At 55.5% G+C, this 26524-nt stretch carries 22 protein-coding genes, 4 tRNA genes and 1 pseudogene; 19 read left to right on the top strand and 8 right to left on the bottom strand.

Translation table 11 applies throughout. The annotated features are described in order from the left end of the window. The 5 genes from MK323_10630 to MK323_10650 all read right to left on the bottom strand — a co-directional run bounded on the left by MK323_10630 (window position 1) and on the right by MK323_10650 (window position 5129). Entirely contained in the window at window positions 1-1017 is a 1017-nt protein-coding gene (locus MK323_10630; GenBank protein MCH2482613.1) for a GTP-binding protein, read from the bottom strand. Next, entirely contained in the window at window positions 986-2635 is a 1650-nt protein-coding gene (locus MK323_10635) for an amidohydrolase (GenBank protein ID MCH2482614.1), read from the bottom strand. The genes MK323_10630 and MK323_10635 overlap by 32 nt, the downstream gene beginning before the upstream one ends. Before the next feature lie 84 nt (window positions 2636-2719). After that, the gene (locus MK323_10640) at window positions 2720-3802 is read right to left on the bottom strand and encodes an NAD(+)/NADH kinase (GenBank protein ID MCH2482615.1); all 1083 of its coding nucleotides are present in this window, start codon (window positions 3800-3802) and stop codon (window positions 2720-2722) included. Window positions 3803-3857: 55 nt separating this feature from the next. Next, window positions 3858-4322, bottom strand: coding sequence for a hypothetical protein (locus MK323_10645; protein ID MCH2482616.1), 465 nt, complete (start codon window positions 4320-4322; stop codon window positions 3858-3860). A gap of 39 nt (window positions 4323-4361) precedes the next feature. Beyond that, window positions 4362-5129: a class II aldolase/adducin family protein gene (locus tag MK323_10650; protein MCH2482617.1), complete on the bottom strand. Its 768-nt coding sequence runs from the start codon at window positions 5127-5129 to the stop codon at window positions 4362-4364. 116 nt (window positions 5130-5245) lie between these two features. Between MK323_10650 and MK323_10655 the strand changes: the two genes are divergently transcribed. The 3 genes from MK323_10655 (at window position 5246) to MK323_10665 (ending at window position 8924) form a co-directional block, all read left to right on the top strand. Further along, window positions 5246-6640, top strand: a complete 1395-nt coding sequence (locus MK323_10655; protein ID MCH2482618.1) for an FAD-binding protein — start codon at window positions 5246-5248, stop codon at window positions 6638-6640. A gap of 63 nt (window positions 6641-6703) precedes the next feature. Next, entirely contained in the window at window positions 6704-8275 is a 1572-nt protein-coding gene (locus tag MK323_10660; GenBank protein ID MCH2482619.1) for a gamma-glutamyltransferase, read from the top strand. Continuing rightward, on the top strand, window positions 8265-8924 hold the full coding sequence (locus tag MK323_10665; GenBank protein ID MCH2482620.1) for an alpha-ketoglutarate-dependent dioxygenase AlkB: 660 nt from the start codon (window positions 8265-8267) through the stop codon (window positions 8922-8924). Before MK323_10660 ends, MK323_10665 begins: the two co-directional genes overlap by 11 nt. 17 nt (window positions 8925-8941) lie before the next feature. On the opposite strand, the gene MK323_10670 is transcribed toward MK323_10665, so the two are convergent. Next, the gene (locus tag MK323_10670) at window positions 8942-9718 is read right to left on the bottom strand and encodes a type III pantothenate kinase (GenBank protein ID MCH2482621.1); all 777 of its coding nucleotides are present in this window, start codon (window positions 9716-9718) and stop codon (window positions 8942-8944) included. Between the two features lie 282 nt (window positions 9719-10000). Between MK323_10670 and MK323_10675 the strand changes: the two genes are divergently transcribed. From MK323_10675 to MK323_10720, 10 genes and pseudogenes are all read left to right on the top strand, one after another. Further along, window positions 10001-11314, top strand: coding sequence for a replication-associated recombination protein A (locus MK323_10675; protein MCH2482622.1), 1314 nt, complete (start codon window positions 10001-10003; stop codon window positions 11312-11314). Then, on the top strand, window positions 11311-12318 hold the full coding sequence (locus tag MK323_10680; GenBank protein MCH2482623.1) for a biotin--[acetyl-CoA-carboxylase] ligase: 1008 nt from the start codon (window positions 11311-11313) through the stop codon (window positions 12316-12318). The genes MK323_10675 and MK323_10680 overlap by 4 nt, the downstream gene beginning before the upstream one ends. Before the next feature lie 103 nt (window positions 12319-12421). After that, window positions 12422-13060 (top strand): hypothetical protein, encoded by a 639-nt coding sequence (locus MK323_10685; protein MCH2482624.1) that lies wholly within the window; start codon window positions 12422-12424, stop codon window positions 13058-13060. 112 nt (window positions 13061-13172) lie between these two features. Then, window positions 13173-13248, top strand: a tRNA-Thr gene (locus tag MK323_10690). A gap of 102 nt (window positions 13249-13350) precedes the next feature. After that, entirely contained in the window at window positions 13351-14139 is a 789-nt protein-coding gene (locus MK323_10695) for an aspartate/glutamate racemase family protein (protein MCH2482625.1), read from the top strand. Between the two features lie 13 nt (window positions 14140-14152). After that, the gene (locus MK323_10700; GenBank protein MCH2482626.1) at window positions 14153-15790 is read left to right on the top strand and encodes an AMP-binding protein; all 1638 of its coding nucleotides are present in this window, start codon (window positions 14153-14155) and stop codon (window positions 15788-15790) included. Beyond that, window positions 15787-16971, top strand: coding sequence for a thiolase family protein (locus MK323_10705; GenBank protein ID MCH2482627.1), 1185 nt, complete (start codon window positions 15787-15789; stop codon window positions 16969-16971). Before MK323_10700 ends, MK323_10705 begins: the two co-directional genes overlap by 4 nt. Beyond that, entirely contained in the window at window positions 16968-18221 is a 1254-nt protein-coding gene (locus MK323_10710; GenBank protein MCH2482628.1) for an SDR family NAD(P)-dependent oxidoreductase, read from the top strand. Before MK323_10705 ends, MK323_10710 begins: the two co-directional genes overlap by 4 nt. Window positions 18222-18223: 2 nt before the next feature. Further along, the gene (locus tag MK323_10715) at window positions 18224-19033 is read left to right on the top strand and encodes a cyclase family protein (protein MCH2482629.1); all 810 of its coding nucleotides are present in this window, start codon (window positions 18224-18226) and stop codon (window positions 19031-19033) included. A gap of 457 nt (window positions 19034-19490) precedes the next feature. Next, window positions 19491-19598 (top strand): annotated as a pseudogene (locus MK323_10720) (prepilin-type N-terminal cleavage/methylation domain-containing protein). A gap of 4 nt (window positions 19599-19602) precedes the next feature. Here MK323_10720 and MK323_10725 read toward each other — a convergent pair. Beyond that, a complete protein-coding gene (locus tag MK323_10725; protein MCH2482630.1) occupies window positions 19603-20715 on the bottom strand; it encodes an agmatine deiminase family protein in 1113 nt (370 codons plus the stop codon). Window positions 20716-20776: 61 nt separating this feature from the next. Then, window positions 20777-22402 carry an FAD-dependent oxidoreductase gene (locus tag MK323_10730; protein ID MCH2482631.1) on the bottom strand — a complete coding sequence of 542 codons (1626 nt, stop codon included), beginning with the start codon at window positions 22400-22402 and terminating at the stop codon, window positions 20777-20779. Window positions 22403-22899: 497 nt separating this feature from the next. Between MK323_10730 and MK323_10735 the strand changes: the two genes are divergently transcribed. The 6 genes from MK323_10735 to MK323_10760 form a co-directional block, all read left to right on the top strand. Next, complete coding sequence (locus MK323_10735; protein ID MCH2482632.1) at window positions 22900-23799, top strand: HAD-IB family phosphatase; 900 nt, start codon at window positions 22900-22902, stop codon at window positions 23797-23799. A 51-nt stretch (window positions 23800-23850) separates the two neighbouring features. Then, window positions 23851-25437, top strand: a complete 1587-nt coding sequence (serA, locus tag MK323_10740) for a phosphoglycerate dehydrogenase (GenBank protein MCH2482633.1) — start codon at window positions 23851-23853, stop codon at window positions 25435-25437. 393 nt (window positions 25438-25830) lie between these two features. Further along, window positions 25831-25915 (top strand) — tRNA-Tyr (locus MK323_10745). Window positions 25916-26003: 88 nt separating this feature from the next. Next, window positions 26004-26077: transfer RNA gene (locus MK323_10750), tRNA-Gly, on the top strand. 12 nt (window positions 26078-26089) lie between these two features. Continuing rightward, window positions 26090-26165: transfer RNA gene (locus MK323_10755), tRNA-Thr, on the top strand. 67 nt (window positions 26166-26232) lie between these two features. Then, a partial coding sequence (locus MK323_10760) for a GTP-binding protein (protein ID MCH2482634.1) occupies window positions 26233-26524 on the top strand: 292 nt, incomplete at its 3' end.

Here is a 26524-nt window from a genome sequence, read left to right on the forward strand (position 1 = left end):
TCAGTTAACGTTTTGGAAAGGTCCCGTGATTGATGGATCGGTGTCGATGAGCATCGTGCGGGTCCCAATCAGGACGACAGTCGATTCGATAATCGGCTCGCCCTTTTCTGGTTCCAGCCGCGACGACCGACCAACTTTCTGCCATAGCCAGCGTTGATTAGGAGCGTCCGAAAAGACCACAAATCCTTTGCCCCGCAGTACGCTCGCCGGCAGAGATTCGGCCCAGGTTTCAAAAGTGTTTCGATCGATCGATTTTTCTTGCCGCAGAACGCAGCTGCGGAACTGCCCGTGCGCGTGGTCGCTGGTGTGGGTCACGTTTTCGCCGCCCGTCTTCTCCGGGGTGTTCCGCTTCGTGCCGTAATCAGCCTGGAGTTCGCTGCTGCCCAGGAGTACTGCCGGAGCCAGATTCTGTCTGTCGCTGGTCACGGTCGGGCAGCCAGGATTGATCTCAGCCAGGACTGTCGCAACCCGCTCCAGTGTTTCACTATTGGCCAGCCCGGTTTTGTTGATGACCAGGATGTCAGCTTCTTTGATCTGGGTGACCACGGCATCCTCTATCAGGCTGTCGTCCAGTTGGTCCAGAAGCTGCGACGCATCGACCAGAACAATTGATCCATTGGGAATGAGCCCCGGGTCCAGCGTCGCGATATCCATGATCCGTCGGGGATTGGAAACACCGCTGGCTTCAACAACCAGTTGATCGAACTGGTCGGCCCGATCCATGACAGCGCTCAATGCACTGATGAAGCCGTCGGCCATGCTGCAGCACATGCAGCCGTTAGCCAGCGCGATGGTTTCACCGTCATGCCGGGTAATCAGGCGCTCATCGATGTTCAACTCGCCGAAGTCGTTGACCAGCACGGCGAAACGCGTCCCGCTCGCGTTTTCCAGCAGGTGGTTGAGCATCGTCGTCTTGCCGGCGCCGAGAAACCCCCCGATGACCGTGAACGGCAGCGCTGAGACAGCCGGTGGTTTCACCGTCCAGTCAAGCCCCGCTTCCGGATGCGGGTCGGGCAATGCCGTCGACGACGGTGCCCCAGACCTGTACATCTTTCAGATTTTCTGGAGGCAGTTCAGTGGGATCCTGTTCAAGTACCGCGAAGTCGGCAAATTTTCCGGATTCGATACTGCCGATCAGATGATCAAGGTGCAGCGTGTAAGCGGCGCCCAGGGTGATGGCCCTCAACGCATCATCCACCTCAATACACTCGTTGGGTCCGAGAATCCGGCCGCTGGCCGTCTGTCGATTCACTGCGCACCAGGCAGTAAACAGGGGGTCGAGCGGTGTGACGGGTGCATCAGAATGGATAGTAAAGGGCACGCCAATCCGTTTCGCAGTGCCACAGGCGTCCATGCGCGTGGCCCGATCTGGTCCCATCGTCAGACCATAGTGTTGATCTCCCCAGTAGTAGATGTGATTGGTAAAGAGGTTTGAGCAGATCCCGAGTTGCGCCATACGCCTGAACTGTGCCTCGTCTGCCATCTGGCAGTGTGTGAGCGTATGGCGGTGATCAGGCCGGGGTGATTTGTGCAGCGCTTTTTCGATCGCATCGATCATCAGTTCGGATGCTTCATCACCATTGGTGTGCATGTGCATTTGAAGTCCAGCTGCATGGTAGGCCTCGACCATGTCAGTCAGTGTCTGCGGTGGCAGGTTCCAGATTCCGTTGGGCTTGCCATTGATATAGCCCGGCCATTTCAATCTGCCGGTAAAGCCCTGTATAGACCCGTCAGTCATGATCTTACACAGGCCGAGATAAAGCTTGCTGTTGTTGTGCCGCTTCAGCTGAGCAACATGTGCGGGACCATCCTCTATAGACATCGTCAGTGCACCGGCTGCTGGCACCAGACGCAAAGGGTAATCGGTGTTCCGTGTTACCTCTACGTATGATTCGATGTTTTGGTCCTGAACCCGGGCATGTAGATCTGTCGCCGTGGTGACACCCACATTGGTAGCTGTTCGGGCGAAAGACCAAAGATCTTTGCTGTTGATCCCATCGAACCGACGCACATCCGTCACTTTATAGGCCATGAACTGTGCGGCCATTTCGCCGAGCTCACCAGTAGGGTTTCCGGTGCTGTCCTTCATGACGCCTTCAACATCAGTGCTCGCATCTATACCGGCAAGTTCGAGTACCATTCGATTGACATTGAGCAGATGTCCGTTGGAATGTTGAACCAGGATGCGCCGGTCGCGCGAGACCTGATCGAGATGCTCTAACGTCATGCGGACGCCGTCGTCAAAATAAATTGGGTCGAAGCCCCAGGCGACCAGGGTCTGTTCGGGATCATCCAGAGTGCGTTCTATTTCTTTGAGCCGCCCAATCACGCCGTCCAGGTCTTGGATGCCTGGCCAGACCCGCCCATCGGGGTCGGTTCGGTCATAGAAGCCGACATAAGTGTTTTCCCATACCGATCCATTCATGGCGTGGCAATGGGCTTCGACGAAGCCTGGTAGCAGCACCTTGTCTGCAAAAGACTCGTCGAGCGAATAGTCACCCCACTGGCTCAACTCATCCAGAGATCCAACGCCGAGTATCCGACAATCCCGAACCGCAACATGTGTTGCAATGGGTTGGTAGGAATTCATGGTGAGGATCTTTCGTGCACAAAAGATTGTCGTGGTGTCGGTCATCTGCTGAGTGTCCCGGTATCGGTGTCAAATTAGCCACTGGAATAGTTGAAACGGCTGATTTGTAAATCCAGATTTGGTTGTAGATCAGTGATCTGATTGTAGTGCATCGCTATTGATCAGAATGCCAGCATGAGCAATTTGTTCGACAGTTTTTGCAATATCTACCGTACGTGGTCCCTGGCGATCCAACATAATTTCTACCCGATCTCCGTCGAACAGATTCACCTCCCGTTCGCCATCATAAGCCAACGTGCCCGCAGCTGTGGTCAGCACACACCGCTGATTGATTGAGATAGGGCGATAACCTGTGATCGCCACCGGCGCAAAGAGTCCCGGGGCGATGGGCGCCGCCAATTGCTGATATTTTTCCGCAGTAGGATCGATATCGATTGCGAGTCCGTGATCGTCGTCTCGGCGTGTGGGTGACAGAAGACTGCCGATGGAAGACAGGCCGACCTTGCCGGGTTCAGCAAAGGTTAGAAACAATTGACGAAGGCGTTCGCTTCGCCATAGCGCCCGGGTGCCTGTTTGTGTTTCTGAGGTGATACAGACATCCACGAGAGCGGGTATGGTTTCCTGACCATTGACCCAAACACACAGACGTTTATTTAACTGGCAGACCGTTTCGGGTTTAATCAACCGCCGACCTACAGCGCCTGCCGCAAGACCTGCAATCGTGGCTTCCGGAGCATCCGGGAACGCATTATTTGTACCGGTCGAGATGCAGACGAGTGGCACTTGCCCACATTCATGGGCAACCAACCGGTGGGTGCCGTCACCACCAAGGACGACAATAGCACTGACTTTTTCCTTTACCATCAGCTGGACAGCGGTGAGGGTGTCCTGAGCCAGACCCGTGATCGGCATGTCAAGGAATCTGATCTCGGGGAGTTTGTAGATGGTAGGTAACGTGTCGCGTTCAACCGCGCGCAACAGTTTGCTGGCGATGTTGTCACGATCAGGCATCATCAAAATCTGTCCGACATCGAGTGTCGCCAGTCCACGGACAATTCGATGACAGACAGCAACGCGTTCGGAAGTCGGGATGGAGGATGCGCCAGTTACCAGTCGGCGTACATCACGTGCAGCACGCGGATTAACCAGTATACCGATCCGGCAATTTTTGCCGGATACTGAAAGATTCGAGTTTTGTGCTTGAAGAGCCATTAGGAGACTCTGGTCCAGCCGGTAGGTAAGTCAGGGCAACGAGCTGTTGTCCATTCTACCGGGTTGTTTCGTCGATCAGCCCCTCTCCCAACTGTTTGACCTGCCCGATCTCTTTCAATACGGTGCGCATGAACTCAGGTATGGGACGGGATTCCAGATTACCATCCTCCTTGATCCGCGCATATACCCGTACGGCTTTGCCCTCACAGATCAAGTCGCCGGACTCCACGTTTGTCGCGATACAGTTCCAGTGAAGCGTGCGTTCGCCGAGTTTTTCAAGGCTGACTTTGGTCATCACCCGGTCACCGTAGGCAGCCGGTCCGATGAAACGAAAATGTATCTCACCCATCACGAAGGTGGTTCTGTCATCACGAATCATCCGGTCGATAGGGTGTCCAATGGTCCGAAACAGTTCATGCTCGGTGTCATTGAACCAGGCCACGATTCTAGGGTAGTACACCAGTCCAAAAGGGTCTGACTCCCCCCAGGGTACCGAGATTTCACGCCAGTACATGGCCATCTGAGGTTACCGGTATCGGCTCAGTAAATCGTAGCCGGGTCAGGTCGCATAGCTGGGGTCGCGCTTGTCGATTTCACGACGCAACCAGTCCAGCACCATCTGTTCGGGGTGGTAATCTCTTTGGCTGTCGAGATCGGTGGTCCTATGGAATGCTTTTTCTGGCAGAGACAAGACCGCTTTGTTCATTGAGTGAGCTGCAAGTTGAATCTGGCACGCTCTTTCCAGTGTCCACAGCGTGCTGAAGGCTCTGGCAACATCAGGTCCGCAGGACAGCAGGCCATGGCTGCGAAGGATCATGGCATCGGATTGACCGAGGCTGCTAACCAGATCTTCCTGCTCCGAAAGGTCGACAGTGACGCCCTGGAAGTCATGGTAAGCGACATGTGGAAGAAATGCGCCATAAAAGTTGTCGTGAGATAGCCCATCCTCAAGGCACGCGACCGCCATGCCGGCCGTTGTGTGGGTGTGCATGATGCAGTGTGCGTCGTTACGGTGCCGATGGATGGCGCTGTGAATCACATAACCTGCAAGGTTCACAGGATAATCGCTGTCGCCTATCGGATTCCCGTCAAGATCTATCTTGACCAGATTCGACGCGGTAACCTCGCTGTAGTGTAGGCCGAACGGGTTGATCAGGAAGTGTTTCTCGGGTCCGGGTACTCTGAGCGTAATGTGGTTGTAGATCAGCTCGGTCCAACCGAGATAGTCAAAGATCCGGTAACAGGCTGCGAGTTCCACGCGCGTGTCCCACTCTGTCTGACCGAACTGGGTAATTCCCCGAACAGTACTTGCCCCTGTTGATGCCATAGCACTTCTCCCTAGATGCTGGGTCCCGGTTGATGGTATCAGAAAACGAGAACACTGCATGCCAAAGGAGGGCTATACTGCTTCGGTGCTGTGGATTTAACGGAGGACTCAGCAAAATGGCACATGAGGCGTATGAGTATGGACCGTCCAGACCCGCTATCGACGAGTTGATCGCTCAATTCGGTGATCGCGTGTCCTTGTCTGATGCGGTACGGGAGAAATTCGGTAAAGATGAGTCGTTTCATCCCTCTTTACCACCCGATGCGGTTGTGACACCACAGAGTGCTGAAGAAGTGAGCAATATCGTGAGTGTCTGTACGCGTCATCACGTACCCGTGATTCCCTATGGCACTGGGACCGCACTTGAAGGACATGTAGGTGCGTTGCACGGTGGTGTGTGTATCAACATGCTCGAGATGAATCAGGTGGTCGAGGTGCACGCAGAGGACCTGGATGTCGTCGTGCAACCGGGTGTTACCCGCAAACAACTCAATGAATATCTGAAAGACAGGGGTCTGTTCTTCCCCGTAGATCCCGGTGCAGATGCGTCCATCGGCGGTATGGCCGCTTGCCGGGCGTCGGGCACTAACGCAGTTCGCTACGGCACAATGCGGGAGAACGTCCTCGCATTGACTGTGGTGTTGGCAGACGGACGAATCATCCGTACCTCACGGCGCCCCAGAAAATCTGCCGCAGGCTACGACCTCACACGACTGTTTGTGGGTTCGGAAGGCACTCTCGGCGTAATTACCGAAATCACGCTTCGCTTATATGGCATACCTGAATCGATTACATCTGCTGTCTGCACTTTTCCGGATGTTGAATCCGCAGTTAATACCGTAATCACAACCATCCAGTTGGGTATCCCTGTTGCTCGAATCGAGTTGATTGATGAAGCTCAGATCGAGGCCATAAACAATTATTCCAAGACCGACTTTGAAGTGATGCCGACCCTATTCCTGGAATTTCATGGCACTGAAGCCTACGCTGTTGAACAGGCCCAAAGTCTGTCAGAGATCGCTGCTGAATTCGGCGGTGGAAATTTCAAGTGGACGGCCAACACCGAGGAGCGAAACCAACTGTGGCAGGCCCGGCACGATGTCGCTTATGCGTGTAAGGCTATGAGACCGAAAGGCGAAATCTGGGCAACAGACGTCTGTGTGCCTATTTCGCGACTAGCAGATTGCATTACCGAGACTCAGGCAGATATCAAGGAGGTGGGACTGCTGGCACCAATCTCCGGTCATGTTGGCGACGGTAATTTTCATTTGTGCATTTTAATCGACCCGGATGAACCGGACGAGCGTGATCGTGCTGAGGCGCTGCATGAACGCATGGTGATGCGGGCGCTGTCGATGGGAGGCACCTGTACCGGTGAGCACGGTATTGGTTATGGGAAAATTGACTTTCTGGTCGCAGAACACGGTGAAGCAGTGAGCGTGATGCGCACCCTCAAGCAAGCGCTTGATCCAGACAACATCATGAATCCCGGCAAGATATTTCGGATCTGACTGACGGGTTCGTACGGGTAAACAATCGACGTAACTCGTTTCGGGTGACAGGACACCTGCCTCATGAGTAATGTTTTGGCCGAAACATGGACGGTTGCCAAGCCGGCCGTAGAAAGCTCTGGTGGGGTCGTTACCAGCCAGCATTATCTCGCATCCGAGGTTGGCGCACGGGTGCTGGCCCAAGGCGGTAATGCGATGGATGCTGCCGTCGCCACCTCCTTTGCATTGGGTGTGGTTGAACCGTGGATGAGCGGATTGGGTGGATGTGCGTTCATGGTGACCTACTCTGCGGCACATGACAAAACCTATGTACTGGAAAGCGGTGTCCGCTCGCCGCTCGCCGTCGATCCTGCTGACTATCCATTGAGCACCGGGTTCGATTCTGATCTGTTCAACTGGCCCGGCGTGCTCGACAATCGGAACGTGATGGGTCCCTGGTCGGTGGCTGTCCCCGGACTTGTGGCTGGGCTTGATGCCGTGGTCGAGCGCTTTGCGACATGGGATTGGGGCGACTTGATTGCACCCGCGATCGAACTTGCCGAGCGGGGTCTGCGAGTCGACTGGTATTCCAGCCTAAAGATCGCCTCAGCAGCACGCGATCTTTCACGGTTTCCATCAAGTCAAGCGCTGTTCCTGCCGGATGGTCAGGCGCCGGTTGGTGAGTGGGGTGGGCCGTTGCCTGTTATAGACCTGAAAGCGCTTTACAGCACACTTCAGCGACTGGCAGTAGAAGGGGCAGATTCATTCTATCGGGGGTCGCTTGCCGAGGATATCGTCAGGGATGCGTCGCTGCTCGGTATGCAGCTCGGCATCGATGATCTGGAAAACTATACGCCAGTGCTGCACGTCGTTGACGGGTTCAACTATCGAAACGTCACCGTCAATTCAGCAACCGGCCTCAGCGCGGGTCCAACGTTACAGCATGCGCTGAGTCTCCTGGAACAAAAACTTACCGATCCGCCCGTGGTGCCCGATGGCCAGCTGTATGGTGCTTATGTTGCTGCAATGAACGAAGCGTATGCTGAACGGCTTTGTGGTTTTGGTGATACCCCTGAGGGCGCAATACCGTCGTGTACCACCCACCTGAACGTAGTCGATCGCGAGGGTAATGTGGTTGCGCTGACCCAGACGCTGTTGTCATTATTTGGGTCAAAGGTGGTGCTTCCCGATACAGGCATCCTGATGAATAACGGCATGATGTGGTTCGACCCGATACCTGGCAGAGCAAACTCAATCGCCCCGGGTAAGCGTCCATTGTCCAATATGTGCCCGGTGATCATATGCGACCCAGCCGGATGCCGTACCGCAATCGGGGCATCCGGTGGCCGTCGTATCATGTCAGCAGTGCTTCAGATTTTGTCGTTCATGGTTGATTGCCAGATGACTGTTCACGACGCGATGCACCAGCCTCGTATAGATGTCAGTGGGGGTACGGACATCACCATCGACACATTGCTTGATCCTGACATAGTCGAATATCTCAGCCGGCATCACTCGGTTATTGCGGTTCCCCATGGGGTCTATCCGAGCATGTACGCCTGCCCCGGAATCGCTCAGTTCGATCCGCGCACCGGTAACAGCACAGGCGCAGCTTTTGTCATGTCACCCGTGGCTGCGGCCGTGGGTGTCGACTGAACCACCGGAAGGCTTGTTGCTTAAGACCATGAAAAATCGGCGCCAGAAGCCGGTGATACTGGGTGGCCACGGTCGACTTGCTTTGCCGGACGGTGATCTTGCCTATGTACCCGGGTTTCTCTCGGCCTCGGCCGGCGATCGGCTACTCGTCGATCTGTCCGCCACGGTCCGCTGGAAACAGCCAAGGATCACACTTTTTGGTAAGCAAGTCTGTTCACCGCGACTTGCAGCCTGGTACGGTGATCAGGAATCTGTATACCGCTATTCCGGTTTAGTCAATCAACCCCTGCCGTGGCTCCCAGAGCTGCTGGACATTCGGTATCGAGTCCAGGAATACGTGGGGATGGGTTTCAATGGTGTGTTGCTGAACCTTTATCGAACAGGGCAGGACAGTATGGGTTGGCACAGTGATGATGAAAAGGAGCTGGGCGAGAACCCTGTAATTATTTCAGTCAGCCTCGGTGCGCCACGGCGTTTCCTGTTGCGTCATCGCAGGTGCAGTGCCCTGCCAGTTCATGAAGTGAATTTGGAACACGGATCCTTGCTTTTGATGCAGGGCACGACACAGAAAAACTGGCGGCACAGTGTTCCCACGATGCGCAACCAAGATAGCCCTCGACTCAATCTGACTTTCCGTCGGATTGACTGAGAAAGTTTAAGCCACCATTATTTTCCCTGGGGCCGGCATCGCTCGAATATAAGCTGCAGCCCGTAGAGTGTGAGATTTGGCTCGATGGCTTCTACGGTTTTGAAATGCGGCAGGAAGACCGCCGCCAGTCCACCAGTGGCAATGATCCTGGTGTCATCACCCAGTTCAGCACGCAGTTGCTGATTCAGCCCATCAACCATCGCTACCCCGCCGAACATCAGGCCAGATTGAATACTGGTTTCGGTGGTTCGGCCTATCACACTTGGGGGGAATTCGAGCTTAACGGCTGGCAATTTCGCTGAAACTGCATGGAGTACCTTTGTTGTTGTTTCGGGTCCAGGCGCGATGATGCCGCCAAGGTAGTCCCCGTTTGCGGACAGGACATCAAAGGTCGTGGCTGTTCCGAAATCTACAATCACCAGTGGGCCACCGTACTGTTTGTAGCCAGCCACCGCGTTACAGAGGCGGTCGGCGCCCACATCTTCAGGCTTTTCGTAGGTAATACTAACGCCGAGGTCGAGTTCAGAGGTCACGTTGACCAGTGGTATGTCGAGCCGTTGGCGTACGGCCTGTTGCACGGTGGGAGTCAGACTGGGAACAACAGAACTAATGGCCACACCCGTTAGGTCTTCGATTCGGATGTTTTCGGGCAACAGCAGTGAGGTGAGCATCATCCAGAATTCATCGGCTGTCATATTACCGCGGGAACTGAGTCGCCAGTCGCGAACCAGCTGTCCATCGATGGCCACTCCCAGCGTTATATTAGTATTGCCTATGTCCACCAGTAACAACATGGCACAACCTCCCGAGATTAAGGCTATAAGAACAGACTCTTACAGGACAGCCCATGGCACAGGATACATCACTTTAACAGTGTGAGCCGGAGGCGAGAGGGCTTTATGGTGCCTGGTCAAGCACCGGTCGATAAGATTATCCGCCTGCTGTTGAACTGTGTGAACAGCAATGGCACGATTACACTGAACAGTAATGTTCAAATCCGGTCTGTCCTGTAATGTTGCACAGTGATCTGAGGGGGTTCAGCAGCGTGACAGAGCTTCAATCACCAAACCCTATTGATATCTGATCTGATTATGTCGACTAAGGATTATCAGCCGCTCGCAGAATCTTTGCGCCCGCAAGGTCTCGCTGATTTCGTTGGCCAGGCCCATCTGCTTGCACCCGGTCGTGCACTTCGAGAATCTATGGAAGCGGGACGTCTGCATTCGATGATCTTGTGGGGGCCGCCTGGAACTGGAAAAACTACCCTCGCGCGCCTTATGGCGGGATCCTGCGGTGCGCGCTTCCTAATGCGCTCGGCTGTCACCTCGGGCGTTAAGGATGTACGAACTGTGGTCAGCGAAGCCAAGGGTCATGACGGTGAGACGGTTTTGTTTCTCGACGAGGTCCACCGGTTCAACAAGGCGCAGCAGGATGCATTCTTGCCACATATTGAGGATGGCACCCTGATATTGGTCGGTGCTACAACTGAAAACCCGGCCTTCGAACTGAACAATGCACTGCTTTCCAGGCTTCGTGTATACGTACTTAAGCCATTAGTGGATATTGAACTGCGACGAGTTCTTGACCGGGCACTAACTGATAAGGAAAAAGGTGTAGGTAGGATGCAGGTTGAACTCAGCGATAGCATGGCCAGCGCACTGATCAGAGCCGCAGATGGTGATGCACGGCGGTTGCTGAACTTTCTGGAATTGGCGGTTCAGCTTGGCGTAGATGATGACGGTAACGTCTGCATTACAGAAGATATGTTGCCGGATATCACCGGTGCAACAACGCGTCGTTTCGACCGCGGCGGTGACTATTTTTATGATCAGATCTCAGCACTGCATAAATCTATTCGTGGTACCGATCCTGATGCTTCACTGTACTGGTTGGTTCGCATGCTGGAAGCCGGTTGCGATCCGCGCTACATCGCGCGCCGACTCATACGGGTTGCCAGTGAAGATGTTGGCAACGCCGATCCGAGGGCGCTGGCTCTGGCCCTGAACGGTGCCGAGGCTTACGAACGATTGGGTACTCCTGAAGGGGAGCTGGCTCTAGCGCAGGTGACGGTCTATCTTGCCTGTGCTCCAAAGAGCAACGCAGTTTACAAGGGCTTCAATGCAGCCAGGGCAGATGCTGTCGAATTCGGGACATTGGAAGTGCCAGTACACCTGCGAAATGCACCCACCAAGCTGGCACAGCAGTTTGAACACGGTAAAGGTTATCGATATGCACACGATGAACCGGACCGATATTCTCACGGACAGACTTACCTGCCCGAAGAGCTCCTGGGCAGAACCTATTACGAACCCGTTGACAGCGGACTGGAAATTCGGATTCGTGAAAAACTGGCACGCCTGAAAGGCCAATTGGATGCGGCTTCCACATGAAGCATCATATTGAGATCTTGAGGTTTTTGCAGGCCAATGGATCGGTATCGAGTCGTGATCTGGCCAGACAGGTTGGAGTCTCTGTTGGCGCTGTCGACGACTGTGTGAAGGCCCTCCGAGATTGGGGATTCGGAATTTCAGATCTTTTGGGAACAGGCTATCAGCTGACCGAATCACTCCAGCTGGTTGATGAAAATCGCTTGCGGGTGGAACTGCGTTCAAAAGGCCTATTGATCGAAGATCGGTTAGAGGTCCTGGGGGAAGTAGATTCCACCAGTCAGCGTCTGCTTGAATGGCCGGATCGGGAGATTCTGCACGGTAGAACCTGCGTTGCAGAATTTCAGAGTCAGGGTCGGGGTCGACGGGGGCGTAGCTGGCTGGGTGTCCCCTGCCGGAACATCATGCTGTCCATGGCCTGGCAGATGGATAGAACAGCAGAGCGTGCCGGGGGCTTAAGTCTTTCGGTGGGTCTGACACTGCTCCAACGATTACAGACATTCAGTGCAGAGCACCTGCAACTCAAGTGGCCCAACGATATAGTTTGTGACCACGGAAAACTCGCGGGAATTCTGGTTGATGTTCTGACCGGCTCAGACCATCGTTGTACGGTGGTCGTTGGGATCGGAATCAATCTGAAGAATCCTGCGGTAATTGCAACTCGCCTTGAAAGACGTGTCGCCAATTTAGTGGACTTGTCTACAGTACCCGTAGATCGCACCCAGCTGGTCGCGTTGATCATTGCGGATCTGAGCCGGACTCTGGAAGCATTCGACCGTGACGGATTTTCAGGTGATGTCGACGCCTGGAATGCCTGTGATGCGTATGCCGGATTACGAGTTAAGGCTCAGATCAATAACAGGACTGTTGAAGGGGAGGCTCTCGGAGTCGATACCAGTGGGGCCTACCGGGTACGTCTCGATGATTGTCAGGTTGAATCAATACTGATAGGTGAGATAATTCCACAACGGGCGGCTCCTGACAGGCCGAACTACCAAAGGGACTAGCGTTTACAGGTTAGACTTTGCTCGAACAAGCATTTTATTGTAGCTGCGTGACACTTTTCTGCTCCGTCGGAAATCTCTTCTCTGAACGTCCTGGGTTCGACAGATGAAATGGGTCTTTATGTCGCTGGCTCTTGTGAACGTAATTTTTTACCTGTGGGTAACAGGACACCCTGTGCAGAGCCGCGTGACTCTTCCTAGCGCAATGCCGAACGTGAACAGTCGAGCGATGGAGTTGTTGCACGAGCGAAATGCTAGGCGAGGCAGCCAAGTGTTAGTTGATTGTCTGCGTGTGGGACCGTTCGCGACTGAGAAGACGTACTCTCGAGCAGCGCGCCTGTTGGTCAATAAAGGCTATGGATTTACACGAAATGTCATCAGTGCCCGGGAGCTTCGAACCTTTCGGGTTTACCTGGGGCCGTTCAGTAGCCCTATTGAACAGGATCAGTCTGCCAGGAAGCTAGATCAGATGGGCCTGAATCATTACGCCCATCAAGTTGAGGCTGGCACACTTTTATCTATACAGATGTTTTCGCAGGGGGAAGAAGCCGGCCGCTATGTCGCCGAACTTACTGTGCTAGGCCTGGCGGCAAACGCAAAAGCTGAAGTCAGAACGCTGGGTCCTTTGCGCTGGCTCGAGATTTCGGACGTTGTGAATGAGGAACGCCGGCAGAGCCTGGCGGCGCTTGACTGGGCCGACTCGAAGGTGCGCTTGGCCGCAGTGCCCTGTGGCACCAGCTCATAGTATCTGCAGGCCTTCAAACTCCGCAGTCTTAGAAAATTGTTTATAACACAGTGATTTCCTGGACTTTGCTGCGTCTTGGCAGTCACAATTCACCTACTGACGGACCGATCAAGCCCGCATAGCTCAGTTGGCAGAGCAGCTGATTTGTAATCAGCAGGTCGGTGGTTCGAATCCACTTGCGGGCTCCAAAATCTCACCGCGTTACAGGTATTCCCCGGAAACCTGTGGATAACTATAGGCCTGCTGTGAGGTTATTATTACTCCGTAAAAGAACGCAAGGACGGTGAAAGATGAACACACAGCCGATCAGGATCTGCTATCAGAGTTATGTGGACTACGAGAACGGAAAGACCTACTGGGACACACTGGGTGCGTACCTGAAAAAAATCACTTATCCTGGTACCACCATCGATATCCGCGGTATCACGCCCTTTGACTCTTATGCCCACAATTTGGTCGAGATGCGCTGTGCCAGGGAGATGATCTGTAACGCGGTTGCTGCGGAGCGTGAGGGTTACGATGCATTTATCGTCGGGCACTTCCAAGATGCGGGACTGTATGAAGCGCGCGCGGTCGTCGATATACCGGTGGTGTCGCTCGGCGAGTCCAGCATGTTGTACAGTTGCCAGCTTGCTCAGCGTATCGGCGTCGTCACCATCAATACCCGCTTCATCCCGTGGTTCCAGCACCAGATTCGCAAGTATGGGCTGACCGAGCGTATTACGGGCGTTCACGCAATGCAGTTCGAGCCAGGTCAGCTGCTCGACGCGATGGGTAATACCCAGAAAACCCTTGAGGCCAAAGCACTGTTCTGTACGCAGGCCGAGCCCCTGGTCGAAGAGGGTGTGGAGTTGATACTCGCGGGTGGCGGTATTCCCATGCTGCTGTTTGCTGATCAGTTCGGTTTTAACGTTTCGGGTGCACCGGTGGTGAACGGTATCGACATTGTTGTGAAAGCGGCCGAAACTGCTGTCTTCTTGCAGCGAGCCAGCGGTCTGGGTGTCAGTCGTGTCGGTGATTACATCAAACCACCAGGCCACGTTATCGAAGAATTTCTGAGTCATCCCAAGGGTCTGTAGGAATTTCCGTTCAATGGGGTACGTTTTTACCGATACCGACACGGTGTTTGGCACGTTCAGCAATATGGCTGAGCGCTGGCCGGCGCGTCTGTTTCTCAATGTGCTGCCAGAAACAGCCGCTGCCTATGGGATTGCTGCCGGCGAGACGACTTATGGCCAGTTACTGGCCGACGTCAAAAGGCTTCGAGTGGCTTACGAAGTGGCAGGCTACCGGGCCGGGGGCCGGGTCATGCTGTTGCTGGAGAGCCGGCCGGGATTTTTCCAGCACTGGTTTGCACTGAATGCACTCGGGTTGTCGGTCGTTCCTGTTAATCCTGATCTGAAAGCAGCAGAGCTTGGATTTATCGCGGGCCACGCCCAGCCTTGCCTCGCCGTCGCCGCCGGGTCAGGTATAGAGGACCTGCAGCAGGCAAGCTGCGAGTCGGGTGTCAACTTCCCGGTCATCGCCTCCGACGCGCCGCTGCCGGCGCCGGCGAATTGTGAACCAGTGATGGACCTGTCGGTCGGGCCCCTGCAGCGTGAATCCGCCATGCTCTACACCTCCGGCACCACGGGTCAGCCCAAAGGGTGTGTGCTGGCGAACCTTTATTTTCTCCATGCGGGTCGTTGGTATAACGATGCCGGTGGCCTGTGTTCGCTCGCCACTGATGGAGAACGGATGATCACGCCGTTGCCGATGTTTCATATGAATGCAATGGCCTGCTCAGTGATGGCAATGGTGATGACAGGTGGCTGTCTGATCGCCCTTGATCGTTTTCACCCGTCCAGTTGGTGGGCCAGCGTGCGGGAAAGCCGGGCAACTTGCCTTCATTATCTGGGAGTAATGCTGTCTATCCTGATGCAAGCACCAGCAGCGATGACTGACAGGGATCATCAGGTGCGATTTGGATTTGGTGCCGGCGTCGATCCAGGTCTGCATGAGCTATTCGAGAGGCGCTTCGGTTTCCCGCTGATCGAGGCTTGGGCTATGACCGAGACCGGTGCCGGCGCGGTGATCTGTGCCAATCACGAACCTCGCAAGGTGGGGAAGAACTGTCTGGGGCGTCCTGGTCCTGATGTGGAGGTGCGCATTGTTGGAGAAGACGGAAAAGAAGCTGGTCCAGATCGCCCCGGCGAACTGCTGGTCCGCCACGCCGGGGTAGACCCGAGGCGGGGTTTCTTCACCGAGTACTATAAAGATCAGGCGGCGACCGACGCCGCCTGGCAAGGTGGGTGGTTCCACACCGGAGATATAGCGCGGCGGGATGCCGACGGAGATATGTTTTTTGTCGACCGCAAAAAGAACGTGATTCGCCGTAGTGGTGAGAACATCATGGCTGTAGAAGTGGAATCCACCCTGATGCGCCATCCGGCGGTGGTCACGGCAGGGGTCGCCGGGGTCAGCGATGTGGTTCGGGGCGAGGAGGTGTTCGCCTGTCTGGTCATTAATGGGGACGCTGCAGAAGACCGGCTTCGGGATATCGTCAGATGGTGCCTGACCCAGATCGCCTATTACAAGGTGCCTGGTTTCGTTGCCAGTGTTGCTGAATTGCCGCTGACCTCCACGCAGAAGATTCAGCGCAGTGAGTTGAAAGCCCTGGTAGACCGGCTGCTGGGTGATTCGGCCACTGTAGACACCACGGCCCTGAAGCGTCGTCGAAGTGGATCATGAGACGCCCGACAGGGTTTCGTACAGCCTACGACGGGGTCGTCCTGGCGGCACCGGTGACCGTACCTTATCAACGGTTCTCAAAGGAATCGGCTCACCATTGGATCGCGCGGGCCCTTCGCGGGAGCCTGACCGCAGCCAGGATTTCTCCGACTGAGTTGGACGGGTTCTCTGTTGCCAGTTTTACCTTGTTTCCAGATACTGCTGTAGGACTTACGCAGCATCTGGGACTGGCGCCTCGCTGGCTTGATCACATACCTACTGGTGGGGCCAGTGGCATCACGGCTCTGCGCCGCGCGGCGCGGGCAGTCCAGGCTGGAGACGTCGACGTCGTAGCCTGTGTCGCCGGCGACACCAATCATATCGACAGCTTCCGACGGCTGCTGTCGAGTTTCAGTCGTTTTGCCCAGGATGCGTCCTGGCCTTACGGTTCCGGTGGGCCCAACACTAGCTTTGGTCTGTTGACCGATCACTACATGCACGCCTTCGGCGCAACCCGTGAGGACTTTGGTCGTCTTTGTGTCTCCCAGCGCAGCAATGCCCTGCGTAATCCGCACGCTATCATGAAAGAGCCGTTGACGATGGCTCAATACCTGTCGGCCCGTTTGATTTCCGACCCGATTGCACTTTATGACTGTGTGATGCCGGTGGCAGGCGCAGAAGCGTTTCTGGTTTTGCGCGAAACCGATGCCGTGGCCCAGGGTCTCCCATTTGCCTGTATCCGCTCGACCATAGAAAGGCACAATGCCTTCGCTGCTGATCCAGTACAGATGCGCGGTGGCTGGGCAGTGGATGTTGATGAGCTTTACGGAATGGCACAGGCAGCCCCCACTGATGTCGATCTCGTGCAGACCTATGACGATTACCCGGTCATCACGATGATGCAGATTGAGGATCTTGGCTTTTGTGAAAAAGGCGAGGCCCCTGCATTCGTCCGCCAGCGGGACCTGACGATCGACGGGGATTTCCCGCACAATACCTCTGGTGGTCAATTGTCCGCTGGGCAGGCCGGTGCGGCAGGCGGTTATCTCGGATTGGTCGAGGCGATCCGACAGGTGACGGGAATGGCCGGCCCCACCCAGGTAGCGGACGCAAAGCTGGCACTGGTGTCTGGTTTCGGCATGATTAACTACGACCGCGGCGTCTGTTCGGGTGCGGTGATGATCTCGGGAGGTAGCTCATGACTACGCCGATCAGTCCACCGGCCAGAAAGAATCCTCAGAAGCGTACCCGTGTGCCGGTCGTGCCGCCGGATACGCGTAGCCGCGCCGCGCTTGGACTGTCGGTGGCAGCTGCACGGGGGCGATTTATGCTGCAGGTCTGCACAGAGTGTTCAGCCATCCAGTACCCACCGCGGGACGCCTGTTCAAGCTGCCTGTCGGTAGACCTTGAATGGCAAGTCGTCTCGAACCGGGGCCGGCTGGTCGCCGAGACCGTCATTCGCACCAGCACACACGTTTATTTCCGTGAACGTACCCCGTGGCGGGTCGGTACCGTGCAACTGGATTGCGGCCCGTCGATGATCTGTCATGTTCATGGGGACTGTGAGTCCCAAGGAAATGTCCGCATGATTAACCGCCTTGACAAGTCTGGTCACGGTGTCCTGTTTGCCCTGCCCGAGAAGGAGATACCAGCTATGGAAGATGATCCCCAACTGCGCGAACTGACCTGCAGCCCGAAGTTTCGACGCATACTGATTACAGATGCACGCAGCGAAAGCGGCCAGGCCCTGGCTAGGGCCTTCTCCACGGCCGATGCCGCCCTCGTCTTCGCCGGTGAGGCGGAAAGCTGGCGCCACTGGCCCGAACGGGACAGCCTCAAGGAGATCGACAACGTCGAACTCGTACCGCTGGACGTGAGTGACACACAGTCCGTCGAGGAACTGTGCGGTGAGATCGGCGGCAAGGTCGATATCCTGGTCAACAATGCGCGGTTTGTCCGGCCGGGTGGGGTAATGGACGGGGGCGACCTGGTATTCGCACAGCAGGAAATGGAGGTGAACTGTCTGGGGTTGATGCGCCTTGCCCAGGCTTTTGGTCCGGTAATGCGCGGGCGCGGTGCCGATGGTGTCAACAGTGCCACCGCCTGGGTGAATATCCTGTCGATCTATGCCTACTGCAACCTACCGCAGTTTGGCGTCTATTCGGCCTCCAGCGCGGCAGCGCATTCGCTTTCACAGTGTCTGCGATCGGAAATGCGTACCGGTGGTGTGCGGGTGATGAATGTTTATACTGGCCCGACCGAAGACGAATGGCACCAGCCGTTGCCGCCACCAAAAGTCACGGCGTCGAAACTCGCCAGTGCGGTGGTCGAAGGCCTGCAGGATGGGCTGGAGGAGGTCTATGTCGGTGACTTGGCGAAGGACCTCATCGATCGCTGGAGCGCTGAACCCAAGCTCCTGGAACTGGAAATGACGCGACAGGGAGGTGGTTGAGAATGACGGTAACCAATAGCCAGGATAATCACGCGCTGACCAGCCTGGCGTCAGCCATGGCCAATGGCGAAGTCGTGACGATCGATCTCACCCACACGCTGGATCCTGATTTTCCCGTGATCATCTTGCCGCCGGAATTCGGTCAGTGTGCCCGGTTCCGCATGGAGGAGATCTCGGCCTACGATCACCGTGGTCCGGCCTGGAAGTGGCACAATTTTTCCTGCTGCGAGCACACTGGCACACATTTTGATGCGCCTATTCACTGGATTTCAGGCCGGGACCTGCCGAACAATAGTGTCGACGAGATCCCGGTTGAGCGGTTCATCGGTGCGGCCTGCGTCATCGACTGTTCTGAAGGTGCGGCCCGGGACGACGACTTCGAACTGACGCCCGAAGTGATCGAGGCCTGGGAGGCCGATCACGGCAGAATTCCGCCAGACTGTTGGGTGCTGATGCGCACGGACTGGTCGAAACGCTCCGGGGCAGCTTATCTCAATATGCGTGACGACGGGGCGCATTCTCCAGGGCCATCGCCGGAGGGTATTCGCTTGCTGGTGGAGCAGCGGGACATCCGCGGGTTCGGCGTAGAGACCGTGGGTACCGATGCCGGTCAGGGGCAGCACTACACCCCACCGTTTCCGGCCCACTACACGCTTCACGGTAACAACAAGTACGGCCTGCAGTGTCTAAACAATTTGGATCTTCTGCCCCCTGTCGGAGCAGTCATTATCGCGACGCCGCTCAAGATCAAGAACGGAACAGGGAGCCCACTTCGGGTGTTGGCACTGGTGCCGCGGAGTCACGCCGTATAAACAGCCGGGGATGTTATTCGTTGAAACGGGTGAGAATTCTCTGCCGCTCGACCTGATACTCCTCCGCCGAGACAGCGCCTTCAGTATGGGCTTGGTGCAGGTCCAGCAGTTCCTGTCCCATGGTTGTGTAGTTCGGCGGTCAAGTTTGCCCAGTCGGGGTGGATGCCGGTTCCATCTACAACGATCATGCAATTCTTGGAATCATTGGTAGCCTCGGTGTCAATACCGAACACGCCGCGGCCGACAACACTGGGTCCAGCGTTGATGCGCGACTGCTGACGCGCGCGTACCCTAGCTTCTCCACCGAATCCTCTGCTCTTAAATGCGTATAGCGCGTCAGCATCCGAGGGCCTTTATGACTGGTAGAGTAGCGGGGCGTACAGATGTATACCCCGATTACTCTGACACTCTGTTAACCCAATCGAGCCACCAGAGTTTCTATTTTAATTATAGTCCCATGAAACACACAGGCTTTACCCTGATCGAGTTGATGATCGTGGTGGCGATCATCGGGATTCTTGCAGCGATTGCAATACCGCAGTATCAGAACTATGTGGCGAGAGCGTAGGTCAGTGAAGCTTTATCGCTGGCTGGTCGTTGGTGTGGCAATGCACACCGCCCCCCGCGGCCCATGAAGCGAGGGTCTCGATCACATAAACGTCCCGGCCCGGGAAATACTGTTCCAGCCGCGCCTTAGCCGCCGCGTCGGTTTCCGGGTTATCGAAGCCGACCGTAATGACGAAGCCATTGCCAACTAGCCAGTTCATATAGTTCGTGTCGAAAGTGTGGCCCTGGTAGTCGCGTGTGCCCTCAATCGGCTCGCGAATCACGGTAAAACCGGCCGCCTCAATGGTCTCGGCAGCGGCATCGAAAATGGCATGGGTCGGGTCGTCTGGGGCACTGCACTGGGACTTACCCGTGCAGTCAGCCACGACAACAGTGGTCGGATTGATGAACCGTGCGATACCGTCGATGTGGCCGTTGGTCAGGTCGCCTTCAGGCACACCCTCGATAAACACCACCTTCGAAACGCCGAAGTATTTCTTCAGGTCAGTATTGGCGCGCTCCTTTGTGTATCCTAGATTGCGGTGGGAATCTCCGATTACGCTCCAGTTCAGAATCACGGTATCGACGCCGTTGAACTCCAGATTGCCGCGTTCGTGAACTATGTCGATCACCTCGACCGGCAAGCCCACCCTTTTTGCCACCTTATTCGGCACCTGGTTGTCGAGGCGAAAGGGAATGTTGGCGCCAAAGGCGCCTCCCCAGGCGTTGAAAGCCCAGTTCTGCACTCGCATTGTGCCGTCCTCGATTACATAAACCGGACCATTGTCACGCATCCAGGCGCTGTTGTTCTCGATCCAATGCCACTGGATATTGGGGTGGTCTGGATCACCATCCTCCCGCTTGATGGACGACTGCGCTTCGGACAGGACCGACGGTGAGTCATATAGGATGTGAAGCGTTTCATATTGCACGATCACATTAGACAAGCGAGCAAAGCTCGTTTCGAAGGATTTCTCCCAGCTGCCTGGCCATTGCAGCCAGATAGCTTCCTGCGGCTCCCATTCAGCGGGGACCCGTTTGACCGGAACAACCTCTCCCGCGGATACCGTCGAGCCGATAATCATGAAGGCACCAGACAGTAAGGCAACAACAGAAGGACTCGCAATGTGTGGCATGACACGGGATAGTTAGTCAGAACACGGTGATCAATCATTCATCTACACGCTGTCTTCCGGTTTAAGGTTTTCGGACTACTTCATCCTTTGCGTTGATGTTCTTATTTTTATGGGAGGATTGGATTTCAATGGGAGGATGCATTTGAAAATACTCCTCATATCGCTGCTCGGCCTGGTTACCGAATAAAACTTCGCAGGCTGCCCTTATGCCTGGCATGCTGGCAAGTTCCGAAAGGCCGTGGGTCTGAGCCAGCAGGGTTCGTCGGCGCAGGAAGTCTTCCAGCGTTACCACCATCTCTTGATTGCGAATCAGTTCGAGCTCTGCCCGGCAGATCTTTGCAGGCCGAATCACTAATTCAGCACCCCTGTTTTCTGACAAAATAGATTCCAGGATTTCGATCGCCCCGACACCATACATCCGCCACAACCTGTCCCAAGGTAGATCGATATTCTGCTCCGGTATTTGGATGACCTCACGTAATCGGGCCGCAAACCTATCTCGCGATTTCAGTCCTGGTTCACCGTACCACTTGCCCATTTGTAATTGACAACCGAAATTGGATAACGCTCCGCATACTTCGCCACCAATCTGTAAACAATCCGTTAACTTGCCGCCGAATATGCTCACCATCCCCAACTTCTCGCTTGCTTGCAGCACATGTTTCCGGGACATCTGCAGCCACTGCCCGGTCTTATATTCTCTGGACCGTGCCATGGCCAAAGGGCGGACACCACAACGCTCGGCAAGAATGTCATCCTTTGTCAGGGGTGTCGCCAGGTTGAGGCAATTGTTGATATTGTCAAGGACGAATTTCCGATCGGCATCAGACACCCTGGTCAGCGGTGACTCGACCGGTGTATCTGTGGTCCCGATGCAGGTCTTATCTCCCAAAGGGATCGCAAAGAACATGCGACCATCGTCCGCAAAGAACGTCAATACCCGGTTACTGTCTGTTATTCGGTCGACCACAAGGTGTATGCCTTTTGAGAATACATGCTGGGTGCTGGTTTCAAACTGCGCTTGCCGATTCAACTCATCGGCAAACGGTCCGGCCGCGTTGACCAAGAAACGGGCCTGAAGACACGATTCACGACCCGTTACCCCATCGACCACTGTGGCCGTCCAGGTTCCACCTGGCTCCCGTTGCAACCGGGTTACGGCCAGATAATTGATCGTCATCGCGCCAAATCCGATAGCCTTTTTCACCAGGTTCAAGACGAACCTCGCGTCACCATCCACCAGTCTGGCATCCGAATACATCAGCCCCCCCGTCAGGTTGGCCGCCTTGACAATCGTCTCCTCGGACGCGATGTCGTGGCGAGACAGGTAGCGGGGCTTACGCGTAAATCGGTTACCCAGCCACCAGTAAATCCAGGCTCCCAGCCATAGGAACATCGCCGGGAAGCGGGACTTTCGGTCAACGACCGCTAAAAAACGGGTCTCCTTGATTGCCTCCGGGTAAGCCCGCATCAACTCGTTGCGACCAAGGCAAAGCTTGCGGACGAGTGCAACCTCCAGGGTCTCAAGGTACTTGATTCCGCCCCAGATCAGGTTGGACGATTCGCTGCTGGTGAATCCTGCAAAATCCCTTGCCTCGACCAGCGCAACCTTGGCTCCTGCAGCAGACAGTGCTGCAGCACTGGCCGCTCCATTAATACCACCCCCGATGACTAGCACATCGAACATGCGGCCAGCGAGATTCTGCAGTTGCGTTCCTCGTTCTATCACGTGCTTTTCCTGGTTAGCCACCAGCACGCTGCGTACTAGTGGTGACCGCACCGCTCACGGCTAGGCTATACCCGATCAGTCCGAAGTGGCGGCATCGGGCGCAACGTGCAGTTGGGTTTCCGGCTCTGCCACGACTTCAATGAGTGAAGTATATTCCTCACCAGTCTCCGCACGATCTTCTCGGACGATTTGCCTCGTAACCCGGTTTTCTGTTTCATCATTAATCACTCCTCAGTGATTACGATGAGCCAGATACACTCCTTTATCAAATCTACTCAGTTTGTCCCAAAAGCACTGACGTCAGACACTAGTTGTTTCTCTTTTGGTGCGATGCGGTCTTCTCGCTGATTTTGATGAGTGTAGAAGCTGGCATCGATATAGCATATAACCTGTATTGGCCATGTGTAGAAACGGAACTCTAGTGACTAAGCCCTTGGTCTCGAGGGTCGAAACTGATGCGTAGCGTTCGAAAAACCAACAGACAGCACAGCTCGCCTCCGCCGCGCTGGCCTGTGTATCGGCATGTAATCTTTGACTGTGATTCGACCTTGACCCGGATAGAGGGGATTGACGAGCTGGCGAGTCATCCTGATACCCGGCAGCGAATCGCAGACCTCACCCGCTCTGCCATGGAGGGCAAGGTACACCTGGAGACAGTCTATGGAGAGCGCCTCGAAATTTTGCGCCCCACCCGGGGTGCGGTCCGTGCGCTTCGATCCCGTTACCGAAAGCACGTGGTCAAAGACGCCGCAGCGCTCATTCAAGCACTGAAAGTCCTTGGTCACGAAGTCTACATTGTGAGCGGTGGTCTCTTCGATCCGGTCCGCGAGTTCGGGCTGCACCTCGGCGTAGCCGCCGAGCACATTCGGGCTGTTGAGGTGGAATATGACACCCTGTCCGGCAGCTGGTGGCAAGATCAGGACCCGTGGCGCGAAGAGTACCTCGCGGTGCAGCACTCGGTTCTGACCGAGAGCGATGGTAAGGCTCAGATCATTCGCGAGTTACTCCAAAACCAGACCGGGCGCTCGCTGCTTGTAGGTGATGGCGTGAGTGATCTTCTGGCGGGCCGCGAGGTGGATCTTTTCGTGGGTTTCGGTGGTGTGATCGGCCGGGATCGTGTCGCATCCGAATCGAAAGTCTTCATCCAAAGTCAAAGCATTGCCCCGGTGCTGCTGTTGGCTGCTGGTACGACGGCCCTGGAACACTCGGGCGACGCAGGCGTACAGGCGCTGGCCGGGAAAGCCCATGCCTTGATCCAGTCCGCCGCGTTGCGCTGGAACGAAGTTCGACTTGCAGAGAAATTTGCGGCCTGCTTTGGTGCTCGAGCGACAATCGGTTCGGAGCGCGATCTGTGATGGGCGATCATTAAGTCACTCTCAATTCAGGACAATAGATGGAGTCAATGAATGTTTAGGATCTTGGTAGCGGACAAAATCGGATCAGCAGGTATCCGACGGCTCGAAGAAGAGTCTGATGTCACGGTCGATGTCAAGACCGGGCTGCCTAAGGCCGAGCTTTGCTCTCTCATCCCGACATACGATGCGCTGCTGGTTCGAAGCAGCACCCGAGTCGACGCGGATCTTCTTTCGATGGCCCCGAAACTCCGGGTGATCGGCCGGGCTGGTATGGGAGTCGACAACATCGATGTCGCGGCGGCCACCGCGCGCGGCATCCTGGTGATGAATACCCCCGGGGTCAACAGTATTGCGACCGCCGAACACACTATCTTGTTGATGCTCGCCGCCGCTCGTCATACCGCCGAGGCTCATCAGTCGGTGCTCCAGGGCGAGTGGCGACGATCCGACTTTATCGGGGTGCAGCTCTACCGAAAGGTCCTCGGCTTAATCGGCTTTGGCCGCATCGCCCGCCACGTGGCAAAACGGGCCAGAACCTTTGACATGGAGGTCATCGCGTTCGATCCTTACGTTTCCGAGGAGGTTGGACAGGAGATGGGCATCACGCTGGTTGACCTCGAGGAACTTCTGGCCCAGGCCGATATCATCTCTTTGCATGCCAGTCTGTCAGATGAAACCTTGCATATACTGAATACTGAAACCCTGGCCAAGACCAAGGACGGGGTCATCATCATCAACCCCTCGCGCGGCCAACTGGTCGACGAACAAGCACTCGCTAATGCTCTGACCTCCGGAAAAGTCCGAGCGGCCGCGGTCGACGTCTATAACAAAGAGCCCCCTGGGACCGATCATCCCCTCATCGGGTTGGCGAACGTACTTCATACCCCGCACCTCGGGGCAAGTACCGAAGAAGCTCAGCGCGATGTGTCGATCCAGATCGTCGAGCAGGTAATGGATGCGCTGCGCAATGAGGATTTCCGGAACAGCGTCAACATGCCCTTCCCAGCCGGGCCGGAATACGCATCGGTTCTGCCTTACCTGCAACTCGGGGAGAAGATCGGTGTACTGCAGTTTCACATGGCTGATGCCCCGATCCGAGCCATTGAACTTGAGCTTTCCGGCGACACGGCAATTGAATTCGCGAAACCCATTGCGACCGGTGTACTCAAGGGCGTAATGATGAACATCATTGCGGATCCTGTGAATTACATCAATGCCCCGGCACTGGCCGAAGAGCACGGGATAGGCATCTCCCAGACCAAGGGGCTCGGCAGCAGCGAATTTGCGAACGCTATCTCGTGCCGGGCCAACTGGGCGGACGGTAACCGGGTCATCATCGGCTCGGTTTTTGACGGTGAGCGCCCGCGGATCGTCCAAGTCGGGGACTATCACCTGGACGTGGATCCGAGCGGCACACTGTTGGTGATGAAAAACAGTGATGTACCAGGTGTTATCGGTCAGGTTGGCACATTGCTTGGGGACTATGGTGTCAATATTGGTGAGTGGCGGCTCGGTCGGGTTCGAAAAGGGGAGGATGCATTGTCTTTCATTAACCTCGACAACGAGCCTTCCAAAGCGGCCATGACGGCTCTGGGAAAAATCTCAGCCGTTAAGAAACTGAAAGTGATTCGGCTGTAGTCGCTGCTCTGGGTGTCCCTCAGACAGACTGGTTAGCCGGACAAATCCCTCCAATTTATAACCAGCAGGTCGGTGGTTCGAATCCACTTGCGGGCTCCATATTCCCTGGAAAAAAATGTCTTTCAGGCCAGTTCCTATCTCTGACCGACGGTACCCCTACCCATCGTTTACAACGCACGCGAGCGAATCAGTCGGTTCAGTCCAGAATAGAGGATGCTGTACGGCGCCCGCCCAGTGGTATAAAATCCGGCGCCCCGTCCAGATCGGCGTGGGTTGATGGCGACAGGGTGAGGCCCTGGCCGGGGTGTTTATGGCAAAAACTGGCCTGAAAACGGCCGTAATCTATTGACGACTCGGTGTAATTTAGAGAAAATTAGCGGTTTGTGAGTTCCAGGAGGGGTTCCCGAGCGGTCAAAGGGGGCAGACTGTAAATCTGTTGGCTCAGCCTTCGGAGGTTCGAATCCTCCCCCCTCCACCAGGTGGTCGCCAGCAGGCTTTACGGTGACCGACAGAGTTGCGCCTGCTCAATCAGAACGAGGTTTTATCAGGAAAGTGAAATGCTCAGAGCGGGTGTAGTTCAATGGTAGAACCTCAGCCTTCCAAGCTGATGGTGTGGGTTCGATCCCCATCACCCGCTCCACTAGGACAAAGTGCCCACATAGCTCAGTCGGTAGAGCACCTCCATGGTAAGGAGGGGGTCACTGGTTCAAATCCAGTTGTGGGCTCCAGGAAACAGGAAGCCGAAATCGGTTTTTCGGTATGCGTTAACCACTGAATCACGAGAGGGAAGAGAAAGTGGCGAAAGAGAAATTTCAGCGAACCAAGCCGCATGTAAATGTTGGGACTATTGGTCATGTAGATCATGGTAAGACGACGTTGACGGCGGCGATGACGCGGGTATTGAGTGCCAAGTATGGTGGTGAGGTGATGGCATTTGATGATATTGACAATGCGCCTGAAGAGCGTGAGCGTGGTATTACGATAGCGACTGCGCACGTGGAGTATGAGACGGAGGCGCGTCATTATGCGCATGTGGACTGTCCGGGGCATGCGGACTATGTGAAGAACATGATTACGGGTGCGGCGC

The organism is Gammaproteobacteria bacterium (genome assembly GCA_022450155.1).
GTDB lineage: Bacteria > Pseudomonadota > Gammaproteobacteria > Arenicellales > UBA868 > REDSEA-S09-B13.